Annotated in this window: 13 protein-coding genes; 9 read left to right on the top strand and 4 right to left on the bottom strand. The window is 73.6% G+C overall.

Annotated elements, in window-relative coordinates; genetic code table 11:
- Positions 1-34 precede the first annotated feature (34 nt).
- The 3 genes from GXB85_RS10555 to GXB85_RS10545 all read left to right on the top strand — a co-directional run bounded on the left by GXB85_RS10555 (position 35) and on the right by GXB85_RS10545 (position 5,919).
- Entirely contained in the window at positions 35-985 is a 951-nt protein-coding gene (locus GXB85_RS10555; protein ID WP_161917639.1) for an ABC transporter ATP-binding protein, read from the top strand.
- Positions 982-1,791: an ABC transporter permease gene (locus tag GXB85_RS10550; protein ID WP_161917614.1), complete on the top strand. Its 810-nt coding sequence runs from the start codon at positions 982-984 to the stop codon at positions 1,789-1,791. Before GXB85_RS10555 ends, GXB85_RS10550 begins: the two co-directional genes overlap by 4 nt.
- 231 nt (positions 1,792-2,022) lie before the next feature.
- The gene (locus GXB85_RS10545; RefSeq protein WP_161917613.1) at positions 2,023-5,919 is read left to right on the top strand and encodes a multifunctional oxoglutarate decarboxylase/oxoglutarate dehydrogenase thiamine pyrophosphate-binding subunit/dihydrolipoyllysine-residue succinyltransferase subunit; all 3,897 of its coding nucleotides are present in this window, start codon (positions 2,023-2,025) and stop codon (positions 5,917-5,919) included.
- Between the two features lie 21 nt (positions 5,920-5,940).
- On the opposite strand, the gene GXB85_RS10540 is transcribed toward GXB85_RS10545, so the two are convergent.
- Positions 5,941-6,900 carry a GlxA family transcriptional regulator gene (locus GXB85_RS10540; RefSeq protein ID WP_161917612.1) on the bottom strand — a complete coding sequence of 320 codons (960 nt, stop codon included), beginning with the start codon at positions 6,898-6,900 and terminating at the stop codon, positions 5,941-5,943.
- 93 nt (positions 6,901-6,993) lie between these two features.
- Here GXB85_RS10540 and GXB85_RS17835 point away from each other — a divergent pair, with 93 nt between their 5' ends.
- Together GXB85_RS17835 and GXB85_RS10535 are read left to right on the top strand one after the other, a co-directional pair.
- Positions 6,994-7,143, top strand: coding sequence for a hypothetical protein (locus GXB85_RS17835; protein WP_202627825.1), 150 nt, complete (start codon positions 6,994-6,996; stop codon positions 7,141-7,143).
- An 82-nt stretch (positions 7,144-7,225) separates the two neighbouring features.
- Positions 7,226-7,825, top strand: coding sequence for a GDSL-type esterase/lipase family protein (locus GXB85_RS10535; protein WP_161917611.1), 600 nt, complete (start codon positions 7,226-7,228; stop codon positions 7,823-7,825).
- A gap of 18 nt (positions 7,826-7,843) precedes the next feature.
- Here the strand turns inward: GXB85_RS10535 and GXB85_RS10530 are convergent, their stop codons facing one another.
- Positions 7,844-8,935, bottom strand: coding sequence for a type IV pilus twitching motility protein PilT (locus GXB85_RS10530; RefSeq protein ID WP_370524159.1), 1,092 nt, complete (start codon positions 8,933-8,935; stop codon positions 7,844-7,846).
- Between the two features lie 118 nt (positions 8,936-9,053).
- Between GXB85_RS10530 and GXB85_RS18855 the strand changes: the two genes are divergently transcribed.
- Positions 9,054-9,128: a 50S ribosomal protein bL37 gene (locus GXB85_RS18855; RefSeq protein WP_156968370.1), complete on the top strand. Its 75-nt coding sequence runs from the start codon at positions 9,054-9,056 to the stop codon at positions 9,126-9,128.
- Between the two features lie 72 nt (positions 9,129-9,200).
- Here the strand turns inward: GXB85_RS18855 and rsrA are convergent, their stop codons facing one another.
- Positions 9,201-9,464 (bottom strand): mycothiol system anti-sigma-R factor, encoded by a 264-nt coding sequence (rsrA, locus tag GXB85_RS10525; protein ID WP_161917609.1) that lies wholly within the window; start codon positions 9,462-9,464, stop codon positions 9,201-9,203.
- The gene (locus GXB85_RS10520; protein WP_161917608.1) at positions 9,464-10,216 is read right to left on the bottom strand and encodes a sigma-70 family RNA polymerase sigma factor; all 753 of its coding nucleotides are present in this window, start codon (positions 10,214-10,216) and stop codon (positions 9,464-9,466) included. Before GXB85_RS10520 ends, rsrA begins: the two co-directional genes overlap by 1 nt.
- Before the next feature lie 121 nt (positions 10,217-10,337).
- On the opposite strand from GXB85_RS10520, the gene GXB85_RS10515 reads away from it, so the two are divergent.
- The 3 genes from GXB85_RS10515 to rsgA all read left to right on the top strand — a co-directional run bounded on the left by GXB85_RS10515 (position 10,338) and on the right by rsgA (position 13,341).
- Positions 10,338-10,850 (top strand): DoxX family membrane protein, encoded by a 513-nt coding sequence (locus GXB85_RS10515; RefSeq protein WP_161917607.1) that lies wholly within the window; start codon positions 10,338-10,340, stop codon positions 10,848-10,850.
- Positions 10,851-10,914: 64 nt separating this feature from the next.
- The gene (aroA, locus tag GXB85_RS10510) at positions 10,915-12,258 is read left to right on the top strand and encodes a 3-phosphoshikimate 1-carboxyvinyltransferase (protein ID WP_161917606.1); all 1,344 of its coding nucleotides are present in this window, start codon (positions 10,915-10,917) and stop codon (positions 12,256-12,258) included.
- Entirely contained in the window at positions 12,259-13,341 is a 1,083-nt protein-coding gene (gene rsgA, locus GXB85_RS10505) for a ribosome small subunit-dependent GTPase A (RefSeq protein ID WP_161917605.1), read from the top strand. It begins immediately after the preceding gene.
- Positions 13,342-13,370 lie beyond the last annotated feature (29 nt).

Here is a 13,370-nt window from a genome sequence, read left to right as displayed (position 1 = left end):
CGTCCCCCCGGGCCTCGACCCGTCGGGCGAGGGCGTGATCGCCGTCCGGAACCTGTCCAAGTCGTTCGGGCCCGTCCGGGCCGTCGAGGACCTGTCGTTCACCGTCGGCCCCGGCCGCGTGACCGGCTTCCTCGGCCCCAACGGCGCGGGCAAGACGACGACCCTGCGCATGCTGCTGGGCCTCGTCCGCCCCTCCGCGGGCACGGCGACCATCGGCGGGCGGCGCTACGCCGAGCTCGAGCGCCCCGCCTCCACCGTGGGTGCGGCGCTCGAGGCCGCGAGCTTCCACCCGGGCCGTACCGCTCGCGACCACCTGCGCGTCTACGCACCGCAGGTGGGCGTGACCGACGCACGGTGCGACGAGGTTCTCGAGATCGTGGGCCTCGCGGGGGTCGCCGGGCGCCGGGTGGGGGGCTTCTCGCTCGGCATGCGCCAGCGTCTCGGCCTCGCGACCACCTTGCTCGGGGACCCGCGCGTCCTCATCCTCGACGAGCCCGCGAACGGCCTCGACCCCGAGGGCATCGCCTGGCTGCGCGGGTTCCTGCGCCACCTCGCGGCCGAGGGACGCACCGTGCTCGTCTCGAGCCACGTGCTGTCCGAGGTCCAGCAGACCGTCGACGACGTCGTGATCATCGCGCGGGGTCGGCTCGCGCACGCCTCTTCCCTCGCGGACCTCGCGGCGCTCGCGGAGCGCACGGTGCGGGTCACCTCCCCCGACGACGCCGGCCTGCGGCGGCTGGTCGCCGAGCGGTGGCCCGACCAGGCCGAGGCCGTCGTCGCCTCCCCCGCGGGCACGGGTGCGAGCGCGGAGCTGCGCGACATGCCCGCGGCCGCGATCGGCGCAGCGGCCTTCGCCGCGGGGGTCGAGCTCCACGAGCTCGCGACGCGGGACGTCGGGCTCGAGGACATCTTCCTGGGGCTCACGTCGTCAGGCGGTGCGCCCCAGGGCCGCCACGCCGCGACCGAGGGTGAGGTGGCGGCATGATCACCGCGCTGCGCACCGAGTACCGCAAGCTCGTCACCACCCGGCTGTGGTGGGTGCTCCTGCTGTCCATGGCCGTGCTGATGGCCTTCTTCGCCGCCGCGATCGGCTTCAGCGCCACGATCCCCGTCGACGAGGGAGGCATGGGCGCGCCTGCGGGTGCGCCCAGCGACCCCGTCGCGACCGCCCTGGGCGTCTACTCGATCGCGGCGGGCTTCGGCTACGTCTTCCCGGTGATCGTCGGTGCACTCTCGGTCACGGGTGAGTTCCGGCACATGACGATCACGCCGACGCTCCTCGCCGAGCCGCGGCGTTCCCTGCTCATCTCCGCCAAGCTCGTGGCGGCGGTCCCGGTGGGCCTCCTCTTCGGCCTGGTGGGGACCGCCTCCACCGTGGGGGGCGGCGCCGCGCTCCTCGAGCTGACCGGCGGCGAGGCGATGCTGGGCGATGCCGAGGTGCAGCGCGGGCTCGCGTTCTCGGTCGTGGCCCTCACCGTCTGGACCCTGGTCGGCGTCGGCTTCGGGACGGTGCTCACCCACCAGGTCGGCGCGATCGTCGTGATCCTCGCCTACAACCAGCTCGTCGAGCCGCTCGTGCGGATCTTCCTGGGCACGCAGGACTGGGGCCGTGAGATCGCGTCGTACCTCCCCGGCGCCGCGGCCGAGGCCGTCGTCGGCTCGAGCGTCTTCGCGTCGATGGGCGCGGTCGAGCTGCTCGAGTGGTGGCAGGGCCTGCTCGTGCTCGTCGGGTACGCCGTGGTGTTCGCCGCGATCGGTCGGCTCACGACGTTCCGCCGCGACATCACCTGACCACGTCGCACCGGGCCTCGCTGACGCCGTCTTTGCCGTGGGCCCCCGCGGTTTGCCCTGCCATTGCCGCGCCCGTACGCGCTCCCTGCACGGGCGGCGAAGATCACCCGACGACGGCCGGGCGGACCGCTCCCCCGGACGTGTCATGCCCCCCGGTGGCCTAGGGTGGAAGCACAAGAAGGGCCGTGCGCAACGGCCAGAGGTCCCGTGGTGGAAGTGGGCGAACCTGGCGTGTCCCAGAAGGCTGATCCGGACGCAGCGTCGCAGTTCGGTGCCAACCAGTGGCTGGTGGACGAGCTGTACGAGCAGTACCTGACCGACAAGCAGTCCGTCGACCCGGCCTGGTGGGAGTTCTTCGAGGACTACCGGCCCGGCGAGCCCGGCTCCACCAACGGTGACGGCGCCCGGGCCGCGGGCTCGGGTGCGCGCACCGACCAGACGTCGACGGCACCCGCCGGCTCCCGGACGGCGGGAACGGAGACCACGGCGGCTGACGGCCCCCCGAGCCGTCGCTCCGAGCCCGAGCCTCCTCGCGCCGGCACGCCCACCACTCCCCCCACCTCGCCCGACGAGCGCCCGGCGCCCGAGGCCCAGGCGCGCCGCTCGGCCGCGCAGGCGACACCGCGCACCCCGCGTGAGCCCGACGCCGACGCGGCCGTCACTGCGCCCGAGGCCGCCGCGCAGCCGGCGACCGCGCCGTACGCCGAGATGCCGAAGGCGCGCATCGAGACCTCGGCGGACCGCAGCGAGCCCGTGGTCGAGAAGCTCCGCGGCCCGGCGGCACGCGTCGTGACCAACATGGAGGCGAGCCTCGAGGTCCCGACGGCGACGTCGGTCCGGGCGGTGCCGGCCAAGCTCATGGTCGACAACCGGATCGTGATCAACAACCACCTGGTGCGCACACGCGGCGGCAAGGTCTCGTTCACGCACCTCATCGGCTACGCCGTGGTCGAGGCACTCGCGGACATGCCCGCCATGAACGCGGGCTACACGCTCGTCGACGGCAAGCCCGCGGTGGTGCAGCCCGCCGGGGTCAACTTCGGCCTCGCGATCGACCTGGCGAAGCCCGACGGCACGCGTCAGCTGCTCGTGCCGAGCATCAAGAACGCCGACGCCATGGACTTCGGCCAGTTCGTGGCCGCGTACGAGGAGCTGGTGCGCCGGGCGCGCGCAGGCAAGCTCACCGCGGACGACTTCGCGGGCACCACGATCACGCTGACCAACCCGGGCACGATCGGCACCGTGCACTCGGTGCCTCGTCTCATGGCCGGCCAGGGGACGATCATCGGCGTCGGCGCGATGGACTACCCCGCCGAGTTCCAGGGCGCGTCGGACGAGCAGCTCGCCCGCCTGGGCATCTCGAAGGTGCTCACGCTCACCTCGACGTACGACCACCGCATCATCCAGGGCGCGCAGTCGGGCGACTTCCTGCGCATCGTGAGCGCCAAGCTGCTGGGCGAGGGCGGCTTCTACGACCGCGTGTTCACGGCGATGCGTGTGCCCTACGAGCCCGTGCGCTGGGTCCGGGACAACACCGTGGACGCCGACACCGAGGCCGCGAAGCCGGCCCGCATCGCCGAGCTCATCCACGCCTACCGCTCGCGCGGTCACCTGATGGCGGAGACGGACCCGCTCGCCTACCGCCAGCGCAAGCACCCGGACCTCGACATCCAGAACCACGGGCTCACGCTGTGGGACCTGGACCGGGTGTTCCCCACGGCGGGCTTCACGGGCAAGCCCAAGGCACGCCTGCGCGAGATCCTGGGTCTGCTGCGCGACTCGTACTGCCGCACCATCGGCGTCGAGTACATGCACCTGCAGGACCCTCGCCAGCGACGCTGGCTCCAGGAGCGGCTCGAGTCGGGCTACGCCCGCACGCCGCGCGAGGACCAGCTGCGGATCCTTCGTCGCCTCAACGCGGCCGAGGCGTTCGAGACCTTCCTCCAGACCAAGTTCGTGGGCCAGAAGCGCTTCTCGCTCGAGGGCGGCGAGGCCCTCATCCCGCTGCTCGACGCCGTGCTGTCGAAGGCCGCGCAGGGCGGCCTGGACGAGGTCTGCATCGGCATGTCCCACCGCGGACGCCTCAACGTGCTGGCCAACCTCGCGGGCAAGAGCTACGCGCAGATCTTCGCCGAGTTCGAGGGCAACCAGGACCCCAAGAGCGTGCAGGGTTCGGGCGACGTGAAGTACCACCTCGGCACCGAGGGCACCTTCACGGCCGAGAGCGGCGCGACCACGCAGGTCTACCTCGCGGCGAACCCGTCGCACCTCGAGGCCGTCGACCCGGTGCTCGAGGGGATCGTGCGGGCCAAGCAGGACAGGATCGACCTGGGCGGCGACGGCTTCTCGGTGCTGCCGATCCTCATCCACGGCGACGCGGCCTTCGCGGGCCAGGGCGTCGTGGTCGAGACCCTCAACCTCGCGCAGCTGCGCGGGTACCGCACGGGCGGCACGGTGCACGTGATCGTGAACAACCAGGTGGGCTTCACCACCGGGCCGTCGTCGTCGCGCTCGACGCACTACTGCACGGACGTCGCCAAGGGGCTGCAGGTCCCGATCTTCCACGTCAATGGCGACGACCCGGAGGCGTGCGTGCGGGTCGCCGAGCTCGCGTTCGAGTTCCGCGAGCAGTTCGACCGCGACGTGATCATCGACATGATCTGCTACCGCCGCCGCGGTCACAACGAGGGCGACGACCCCTCGATGACGCAGCCCCTCATGTACAACCTCATCGAGGCGAAGCGCTCGGCGCGCAAGCTCTACACCGAGGCCCTCGTGAGCCGTGGCGACATCACGGTCGACGAGGCCGCCCAGGTGCTCCAGGACTACCAGGCCCAGCTCGAGCGCGTCTTCACCGAGACGCGCGACGGCGCGTACACCCCGCCCTCGCCCGAGAGCGAGCCCATCGCGGGCCTCGAGAAGCCCGAGTCGCAGCTCGAGGACGCCGGGATCATGGTCGGCTGGCGCACCGCGGTGGACCCCGAGGTCCTGCACCGGATCGGCCGCGCGCACGTCCGCCCGCCGGCAGGGTTCACGGTCCATCCCAAGCTCGAGCAGCTGCTCGGCAAGCGCGAGCAGATGTCGCGCGAGGGCGGGATCGACTGGGGCTTCGGCGAGCTGCTGGCCTTCGGGTCGTTGCTCCTCGAGGGCACGCCCGTGCGGCTCGCGGGCCAGGACTCGCGCCGTGGGACGTTCGTGCAGCGGCACGCTGTGCTGCACGACCGTGACACGGGCTCGGAGTGGACGCCCTTGTCGTACCTCTCGAGCGACCAGGCGAAGTTCTGGGTCTACGACTCCTCGCTGTCCGAGTTCGCCGCCATGGGCTTCGAGTACGGGTACTCGGTCGAGCGCCCCGACGCCCTCGTGCTGTGGGAGGCGCAGTTCGGGGACTTCGTCAACGGCGCCCAGACGATCATCGACGAGTTCGTGAGCTCCGCCGAGCAGAAGTGGGGCCAGCGCTCGTCGGTCGTCCTGCTCCTCCCGCACGGCTACGAGGGCCAGGGCCCGGACCACTCGTCCGCCAGGGTCGAGCGCTTCCTGCAGCTGTGCGCCGAGGACAACATGACGGTCGCCGTGCCCAGCACGCCGGCGTCGTACTTCCACCTGCTGCGCCGGCAGGCGTACGCGCGTCCACGGCGCCCGCTCGTGGTCGCGACGCCCAAGTCGATGCTCCGCCTCAAGGCGGCCGCGTCGTCGGTCGAGGACTTCACCTCCGGCACGTTCCGTCCGGTGCTCGCCGACCCGTTCGCGACGCAGGACCCGCAGGCCGCCGCGCAGGTGGACCGGGTGCTGCTGTGCTCGGGCAAGGTCTACTACGACCTGCTGGCCCACCGCGCGAAGGCGGACGACCGCCGGACGGCGATCGTGCGTCTGGAGCAGCTGTACCCGCTCGAGATCGACGACGTGCGCGCGGCTCTCGAGCCGTTCGGCGACGCCGAGCTCGTGTGGGTCCAGGACGAGCCCGCCAACCAGGGGGCGTGGTCGTTCGTCCGGCTCCACCTGGCCGAGGCTCTGGGCCGTGAGCTGCGCCGGGTGTCGCGCCCGGCGGCCGCCTCGCCCGCCACGGGCTCGAGCAAGACGCACGCCGTCGAGCAGCGACAGCTGGTCGAGGAGGCCTTCCGCCGCTGATCCCGTCCACGCCCGGACCGCTCAGGCGGGGCGTGGATCGCGGAACGCGCGCCGGTAGGCCTGAGGGCTCGTCCCGAGCGTGCGCGCGAAGTGGTGCCGCAGCGCGGCTGAGGCACCGAAGCCCGCGCGCCGGGCGACCTCCTCGACGGGCATGTCGCTGCCCTCGAGGAGCTCCTGCGCCCGCTGGAGCCGCTGCCGGGCGACCCAGCCCGCCGGGGTCGTCCCCGTGGTCGCGCGGAACCTCCGCGCGAACGTGCGCTCGGACATCTGCGCGCGTCGGGCGAGGCGCGGCACGGTGAGCTCGGTGTCGAGGTGCTCGAGCGCCCACGCCAGCACGGGTTCGAGCTCGCCGGCCCCGTCCCCCTCGGGCAGCGGCGTGTCGATGTACTGGGCCTGACCGCCGTCCCTGTGGGGCGGGACCACCATGCGTCGGGCGATCACCGCCGCCGCCGCAGCTCCCAGCTCACGCCGCACCAGGTGCAGCCCGGCGTCGATCCCCGCGGCCGTGCCGGCGCTCGTGATCACCCGGCGGTCGTCGACGTACAGCACCGAGGGGTCCACCCGGGCGGTCGGGAAGCGGGCTGCGAGCTCCTCGGTGTACATCCAGTGCGTCGTGCAGCGGCGACCGTCCAGCAGGCCGGCGCGCCCGAGCGCGAACGCCCCTGAGCAGACGCTCATCACCCACGCGCCGCGCTGCTCGGCGGCACGCAGCAGCTCGAGCACCGTGTCCGGCACGTCGCGGTCGTCGCCGTAGGCCGGGACGACCACCAGGTCCACCCCCGCGGCGGACTCGAGCGGGGCGTCCACCACGAGCTCCATGCCGAGCTTGGTGGGCACCCGGCCGGGTGTCGGGGTGCAGAGCGTGAGGTCGAACACGGGGCCGCCGGTGTCGCTGCGGTCGATGCCGAAGATCTCGCACACGACGCCCAGCTCGAAGGGGGCGACGTGCGGGAGCACGACGGCGGCCACGGTGCGGAGCATGCGCCGATGGTGCCACGCGGTTGGCCGGAAGTCGACGGAGGATGTCCGTTCTGCCAGTCGTGGCGGACTATCGACGTGAGGACACTTTCTGCCATGAGCACTCTCACCGTCCTGCTGGTCCTCGCGTCCCTCGTGGCACTCGTGACCCTCGGCGCGGCCGTCGCCCGCACGGTGCGCGGCGACGGCCTGGGACACCGACCCGGACCGCGCTCGCACCACGAGCACCTCGGCCTGTCCGACTGACCACCCGCCCTCCCCCGCGCGTCGTCGCCACCCACGGCACGCCGTCCGCCAGACTGGCGGCAGGACGACGAGGGGAGGACGGGTGGCGGACCGCCCGGTACGCATCTGCGTGGTCGGCGACGAGCTGGTCGCGGGGGTGGGTGACCCCAAGGGGCTCGGGTGGCTGGGCCGCGTGGCCGCGCGCACCCCGCTCGACCCCCCGCCCACCTTCCTGCCGCTGGCCGTGCCCGGTGAGACCACGACGGCGCTCTCCGCCCGCTGGGAGGACGAGGTCGGGCGGCGCCTCGCGGGCGACGGCTCCGACCACCTGGTCGTGGCGCTCGGACGCGCCGACCTCACCGCGGGGGTCTCGCTCGCGCGGAGCCGGCTCAACCTCGCCAACGTGCTCGACGTGGCCGAGCAGCGTCGCATCCCCACGTTCGTCGTCGGCCCGCCCCCGGGCGACGATGCCGACGCCGACCGCACGGCGGAGCTCTCCTCGGCGTTCGCCGACGTCTCGCTGCGCCGTCGCATCCCCTACGTCGAGACGTTCGCCCCCCTCGAGCGCCACGAGCAGTGGCGCGCCGACCTGGCCGCGGGCGACGGGCGCACGCCGGGGCAGGCCGGCTACGGCCTCATGGCCTGGCTCGTGCTGCACGCGGGCTGGCACCGCTGGCTGGGCCTGCCCGACGACGGCGTGTGACGCGCCCGGCGTCCCGGCTCAGGCCAGGACGCCCGCACCGCGCAGCTCGACCGTGAGGTCCTGCGGGTTGCTCGCGACCGTGCACGCGTCCTCGTACGAGACGACACCCTCCTGGACCAGCCGGAACAGGTGCTGGTCGAAGGTCTGCATCTTGTAGTACTCGCCGTCCTTGATCAGGTCGAGCAGCGGCGGCGCGTTGTAGGGGTCCACGATCGCCTCGGCCGTGCGCCCGGTGTTGACGAGCACCTCGATCACGGCGGAGCGACCCGAGCCGTCCTGCTTGCGCACCAGGCGCTGCGAGACGACGCCGCGCAGGGCCTGGGAGAGCGCGTGCCGCACCTGCTTCTGCTCGTGCGGGGGGAAGAAGTCGACGATGCGGTTGATCGTCTCCTGCGCGTCGATCGTGTGCAGGGTCGACAGCACGAGGTGCCCGGTCTCGGCGGCCGAGAGCGCGGCACGCACGGTCTCGACGTCGCGCATCTCGCCGACGAGGATCACGTCCGGGTCCTGACGCATCGCGGCACGCAGAGCCGTCGTGAAGTCGTCGGTGTCGTGCCCCACCTCGCGCTGGGAGACGATCGCCTTCTTGTCGTGGTGGAGGATCTCGATCGGGTCCTCGATCGTGACGACGTTGACCTCCTTGTAGGTGTTGATGAGGTCGACCATCGACGCGAGCGTCGTCGTCTTGCCCGAACCCGTGGGACCCGTCACCAGCACGAGGCCGCGCGGCTCGAGCGCGAGCTCGCCGACCACCTCGGGCAGCGACAGCTCGGCGAGCGTCTGGGCACCGACCGCGACGCGGCGGAACACCATGCCCAGGGTGCCACGGGCCTGGAAGGCGTTGACACGGAAGCGCCCCACGCCGCTCAGCGAGTACGCGAAGTCCGCCTCGTGGTGGTCCTCGAAGTGCTGCACCAGCTTCTCGGGGAGCACCTCGGACACCATGTGGCGCGTGTCGGCGGGGGTGAGGTCGGGCACCTGGAGCCGGCGCAGGCGGCCGTCGACCCGCAGCCGGGGGGCCGAGCCCACCTTGCAGTGCAGGTCCGAGCCACCCGAGCTCGCGAGGGCGTGCAGGAGCGGGATCACGGACTGGGGAGGCTGCTGGGTCACACCTGTCTGATCGGGAGACGGGCGCGCGGACTTGAGCCCTCGAGGTCGGGTCCGTGCCGCGGATATGGGACCATGGACGCCGCTGATCGGCCGATCGGCCTGTCGTAGAGGAGTCACCATGAGCAAGCGCGGTCGCAAGCGCCGTTCTCGCAAGGGCAGCGCCGCCAACCACGGCAAGCGCCCCAACGCCTGAGCCGGGGGTCGGCGGTGGGCGCCGAGCGTGCCCACCGCCCCCCGTCCCGGGCGTGACGGTGAGCCGGACGGCTCAGCCCAGGTCGACCTCGCGACGCAGCACGGTGATCTGCTGACGGATCCGCACGTGCAGCTCGGCCGGCGCGGGCTCGGAGCACGAGCGCCGCACGAGCCGCTTGAGGTGGTCTCCGGCGTCGAACTCGCCCAGGCACGGCTCGCAGTCGGCGAGGTGCTGACGGATGCGGTCCCCCTCGGCCTCGCCGATCTCGGCGTCGAGGAACTCGAACAGCCGGGCCAGCGCCTTCGAGCAGTCGACCTCGTCGTGGCTCTCGCCCATCACTGCCCCTCCCCCGTGCCCGACGGCGTCCTCACGAGGCCCCGGTCGCGTGCGTACTCCGCGAGCAGCTCGCGCAGCTGGTGGCGTCCCCGGTGCAGGCGCGACATCACCGTCCCGATGGGCGTGCCCATGATCTCGGCGATCTCCTTGTAGGCGAAGCCCTCGACGTCGGCGAGGTAGACCGCGAGCCGGAAGTCCTCGCCGATCGACTGCAGCGCCTCCTTCACGTCCGAGTCGGGCAGGTTGTCGAGCGCCTCGGTCTCGGCCGAGCGGAGCCCGCGCGAGGTGTGCGACGCGGCCCGCGCCTCCTGCCAGTCCTCGACGTCCTCGGCGGACGACTGGAGCGGCTCACGCTGCTTCTTGCGATAGGTGTTGATGAACGTGTTCGTCAGGATGCGGTAGAGCCACGCCTTGAGGTTCGTCCCGGGCCGGTACTGGTGGAAGGCCGCGAACGCCTTGGCGAAGGTCTCCTGGACCAGGTCCTCGGCGTCGGTCGGGTTCCGGGTCATCCGGAGCGCGGCGGAGTACAGCTGGTCGACGTAGACCAGCGCCTCGGCCTCGAACCTCGCGGTCCGGGCCGCCGCGTCCTCGGCCTCGGGGGCCCGCTGGGTGTCCTCGCTCATCGGGGTCGAGACTAGCCCGCCGCGTGCGCCCCCACGTCCCGGGACCACGGTGCTGCGGCCCGCGGGACGCGTGGAGGGTGCGGGGCGGCCCGTGGAGGCTGGCCGGGCCCGGGCGTGCAGAACGCTCATGAGGTCCAGAACGCCGCGCACCCGGTCTCCCATTCCCGAGGTCCGCGCTCCCACCGTGCCCGCCACCGCTGCGCGCGCTAGCGTGACGAGGACGCCTCGCCGCACCCGCAAGGAGCTCGCCATGTTTGTCCGTCGCATCGCCCGTCCGCTCTTCGCCGCTGTCGTCGTGGCCGACGGCGTCGACGTGCTCCGGACGCCCGAGCCCCACGTCGCCCGCGCCCGCAAGGCGTGGGAGGACGCCCGTGCCCGTACCGACCTCCCCTCGCTCGACCACGCGCAGCTGCGGACCGCGGTCCGGGTGCACGGAGGTGCGACCGCCGCTGCCGGCGTGCTCCTCGCGCTCGGGAAGGCGCCACGCGCGGCGGCACTCGCGCTCGCCGTGCTGACGGTGCCCCTGGTCGTCACCGAGAAGCTCGCGGGCTCCGACGAGCCGCGCCGTCTGCTCGAGCGGCTGAGCCGCGTGGGCGCGGCGCTCATCCTCGCCGCCGACACCGCGGGCAGGCCGGGCATGGCGTGGCGCGTGCGGCACGCGCGCCTGGACAAGGCGGCGTCGCGTGAGGCCCGTCGCGCCGTCGCGGCGGCGGCCTCGGAGGCTCGCACCACCGCCCGCGCGCTGCGCAAGGCCACCACCTGAGGGCCCGGCCCGACGGGCGGACCGCCCCCGCACCCGGCGCGCGCCCCCCGGTAACCTCGGGCTCATGAGCGCGCCGAGCCCCACCGCACCCACGGCCTGGCGGGCTCCCGCCGCATCCGGGGAGCTCGACGCGACCGTCGAGGTCCCGGGCTCCAAGTCCCTCACCAACCGCTATCTCGTGCTCGCCGCCCTCGCCGACGGCCCCGGGACGCTGCACGGGGCGCTCGACTCGCGCGACACACGGCTGATGTCCGCGGCGCTCGACGCGCTCGGCGCCCGCGTCAACGCCGACGGCGCCTCGTGGCGGGTCGAGCCGCTCGTGCCCGGGCCCGACGGCGGTCCGCTCCAGGTGGACTGCGGGCTCGCCGGGACGGTCATGCGCTTCCTTCCCCCGGTCGCGGCCCTGCTCGAGCGTCCGGTCCGCTTCGACGGTGACCCGCAGGCACGCGTGCGCCCCATGGGGCCCGTGCTGCTCGCGCTGCGCGAGCTGGGCGCGCAGGTCGACGACGGGGGTCGCGGCACCCTCCCGTTCACCGTGACGGGTGGTCCCGCGGTGCGCGGAGGAGCGGTGGACGTCGACGCGAGCTCCTCGTCGCAGTTCGTCTCGGGCCTGCTGCTCACTGGCGCGGCCCTGCCCGACGGCCTGCTGCTGCGTCACACGGGCCGTACGCTGCCGAGCCTGCCGCACATCCGGATGACGGTGGACGTGCTGCGCGCGGCGGGCGTGGCCGTCGACGACTCCCGGCCGGACCTGTGGCACGTGGCCCCGGGCCGCCCCGCGGCGCGCGACGTCCGGGTCGAGCCCGACCTCTCCAACGCGGCACCGTTCCTGTGCGCGGCCCTCGTCGCCGGCGGGACCGTGCGCGTCCCCGGCTGGCCGAGCGCGACCACACAGCCGGGCGGGGTGCTGCCGGAGCTTCTGCGGCGCATGGGTGCGACGAGCGCAGACGTGCACGACGGCGTGCTCACCGTGACGGGCGACGGCACCGTGCGCGGCGTCGACGTCGACCTCGGGGCGGTAGGTGAGCTCACCCCCACGATCGCGGCACTCGCTGCGCTGGGTGACTCGCCGAGCCGCCTGCGCGGCGTCGGCCACATCCGGGGGCACGAGACCGACAGGCTCGCCGCCCTCGCGACCGAGCTGGGCCGCGTGGGTACGCAGGTCGAGCAGACCCACGACGGCCTCGTCATCACGCCGCGACCGCTGCGACCTGCCCGCATGGAGACCTACCACGACCACCGGATGGCCACGGCAGCGGCCCTGGTGGGCCTCCGCGTGCCGGGCGTCGAGGTGGTCGACGTCGAGACCACCGCCAAGACGCTGCCGGACTTCGCGGGCATGTGGACCGCGATGCTCGGCCTCGACCCGGCCGACCACCCCGCCCCGACGGGCGCCGGGCAGGCCTGAGTGTCGCGCGCGCGGCGGTGGGACGAGGACGACGTCCGCACCCGTCCCAATCCCCGGGGGTCGCGCCCGCGCACCAAGATCCGGCCCGGACACACGGACGCCGAGCCCGCCCTCGTGACGGGCGTCGACCGCGGGCGCTACACCCTGCTCGTCCGCCCCGACTCCCCCGACGAGCGCGTCGCCGTGGCGATGAAGGCGCGCGAGCTGGGCCGCGTGCGCGTGGTCTGCGGCGACATGGTCGAGGTGGTCGGTGACACGAGCGGCGACGAGGGCACGCTCGCGCGCATCGTGCGGATCATGCCCCGCTCGACCGTGCTGCGCCGCACGGCGGACGACGACGACCCCGTCGAACGCGTGATCGTGGCGAACGCCGAGCAGCTGGTCGTGGTCACGGCGCTCGCCGACCCCGAGCCCCGCACCCGGATGATCGACCGCTGCGTCGTCGCCGCCTACGACGCGGGGATGACCGTGCTGCTCTGCCTGACCAAGGCGGATCTCGCGAGCCCCGAGGCGCTCGTCGCGGCGTACGCGCCGCTGGGCGTCGAGGTGGTGGTCACCTCGCGCCCGTCGGGCGGTACGGCCTCGGCCGCCGGCGAAGCCCCCGAGCGCGGTGCGGTGGTCGGCCTCGACGACGTGCGGGCCCGCCTCGCGGGACGCACGTCGGTGCTCGTGGGCCACTCGGGCGTCGGGAAGTCGACACTCGTCAACGCACTGGTGCCGCAGGCCGCGCGGGCCACGGGCGTCGTCAACGACGTGACGGGCCGCGGCCGGCACACGTCGTCGAGCGCGGTCGCCCTGCGACTGCCCGAGCACGGTGGCTGGGTGATCGACACCCCGGGCGTCCGGTCGTTCGGGCTGGCCCACGTGGAGCCCTCGGCCGTGGTCGGAGCCTTCCCCGAGCTCGCCCAGGTGGTCGACGAGCGCTGCCCGCGCGGGTGCACGCACCTCCCGGACGCCCCGGACTGCGCCCTCGACGAGTGGGTCGACGAGGCCGAGCCGGGAGCCGAGCGCGAGGCACGCGGCGTGCGCCTCGACTCGCTGCGACGCCTCCTGGTCGCGCGCACGACCACCGAGGGCGTATGACCGCACCGCACCGGGGTCGGTGCGGGCGC

The sequence above is a fragment of the Cellulomonas sp. APG4 genome, assembly GCF_009996735.1.
GTDB lineage: Bacteria > Actinomycetota > Actinomycetes > Actinomycetales > Cellulomonadaceae > Actinotalea.
The sequence above is the reverse complement of the archived record's forward strand: the minus strand, read 5'-3'. Positions and strand labels throughout refer to the sequence as shown.

Coding starts and splice junctions, on each gene's coding strand:
- GXB85_RS10550 (WP_161917614.1), top strand. CDS start 982: ATGATCACCGCGCTGCGCACCGAGTACCGCAAGCTCGTCACCACCCGG.
- GXB85_RS10540 (WP_161917612.1), bottom strand. CDS start 6,900: ATGCTCCGCACCGTGGCCGCCGTCGTGCTCCCGCACGTCGCCCCCTTC.
- GXB85_RS17835 (WP_202627825.1), top strand. CDS start 6,994: ATGAGCACTCTCACCGTCCTGCTGGTCCTCGCGTCCCTCGTGGCACTC.
- rsrA (WP_161917609.1), bottom strand. CDS start 9,464: ATGGGCGAGAGCCACGACGAGGTCGACTGCTCGAAGGCGCTGGCCCGG.
- GXB85_RS10520 (WP_161917608.1), bottom strand. CDS start 10,216: ATGAGCGTTCTGCACGCCCGGGCCCGGCCAGCCTCCACGGGCCGCCCC.
- GXB85_RS10515 (WP_161917607.1), top strand. CDS start 10,338: ATGTTTGTCCGTCGCATCGCCCGTCCGCTCTTCGCCGCTGTCGTCGTG.
- aroA (WP_161917606.1), top strand. CDS start 10,915: ATGAGCGCGCCGAGCCCCACCGCACCCACGGCCTGGCGGGCTCCCGCC.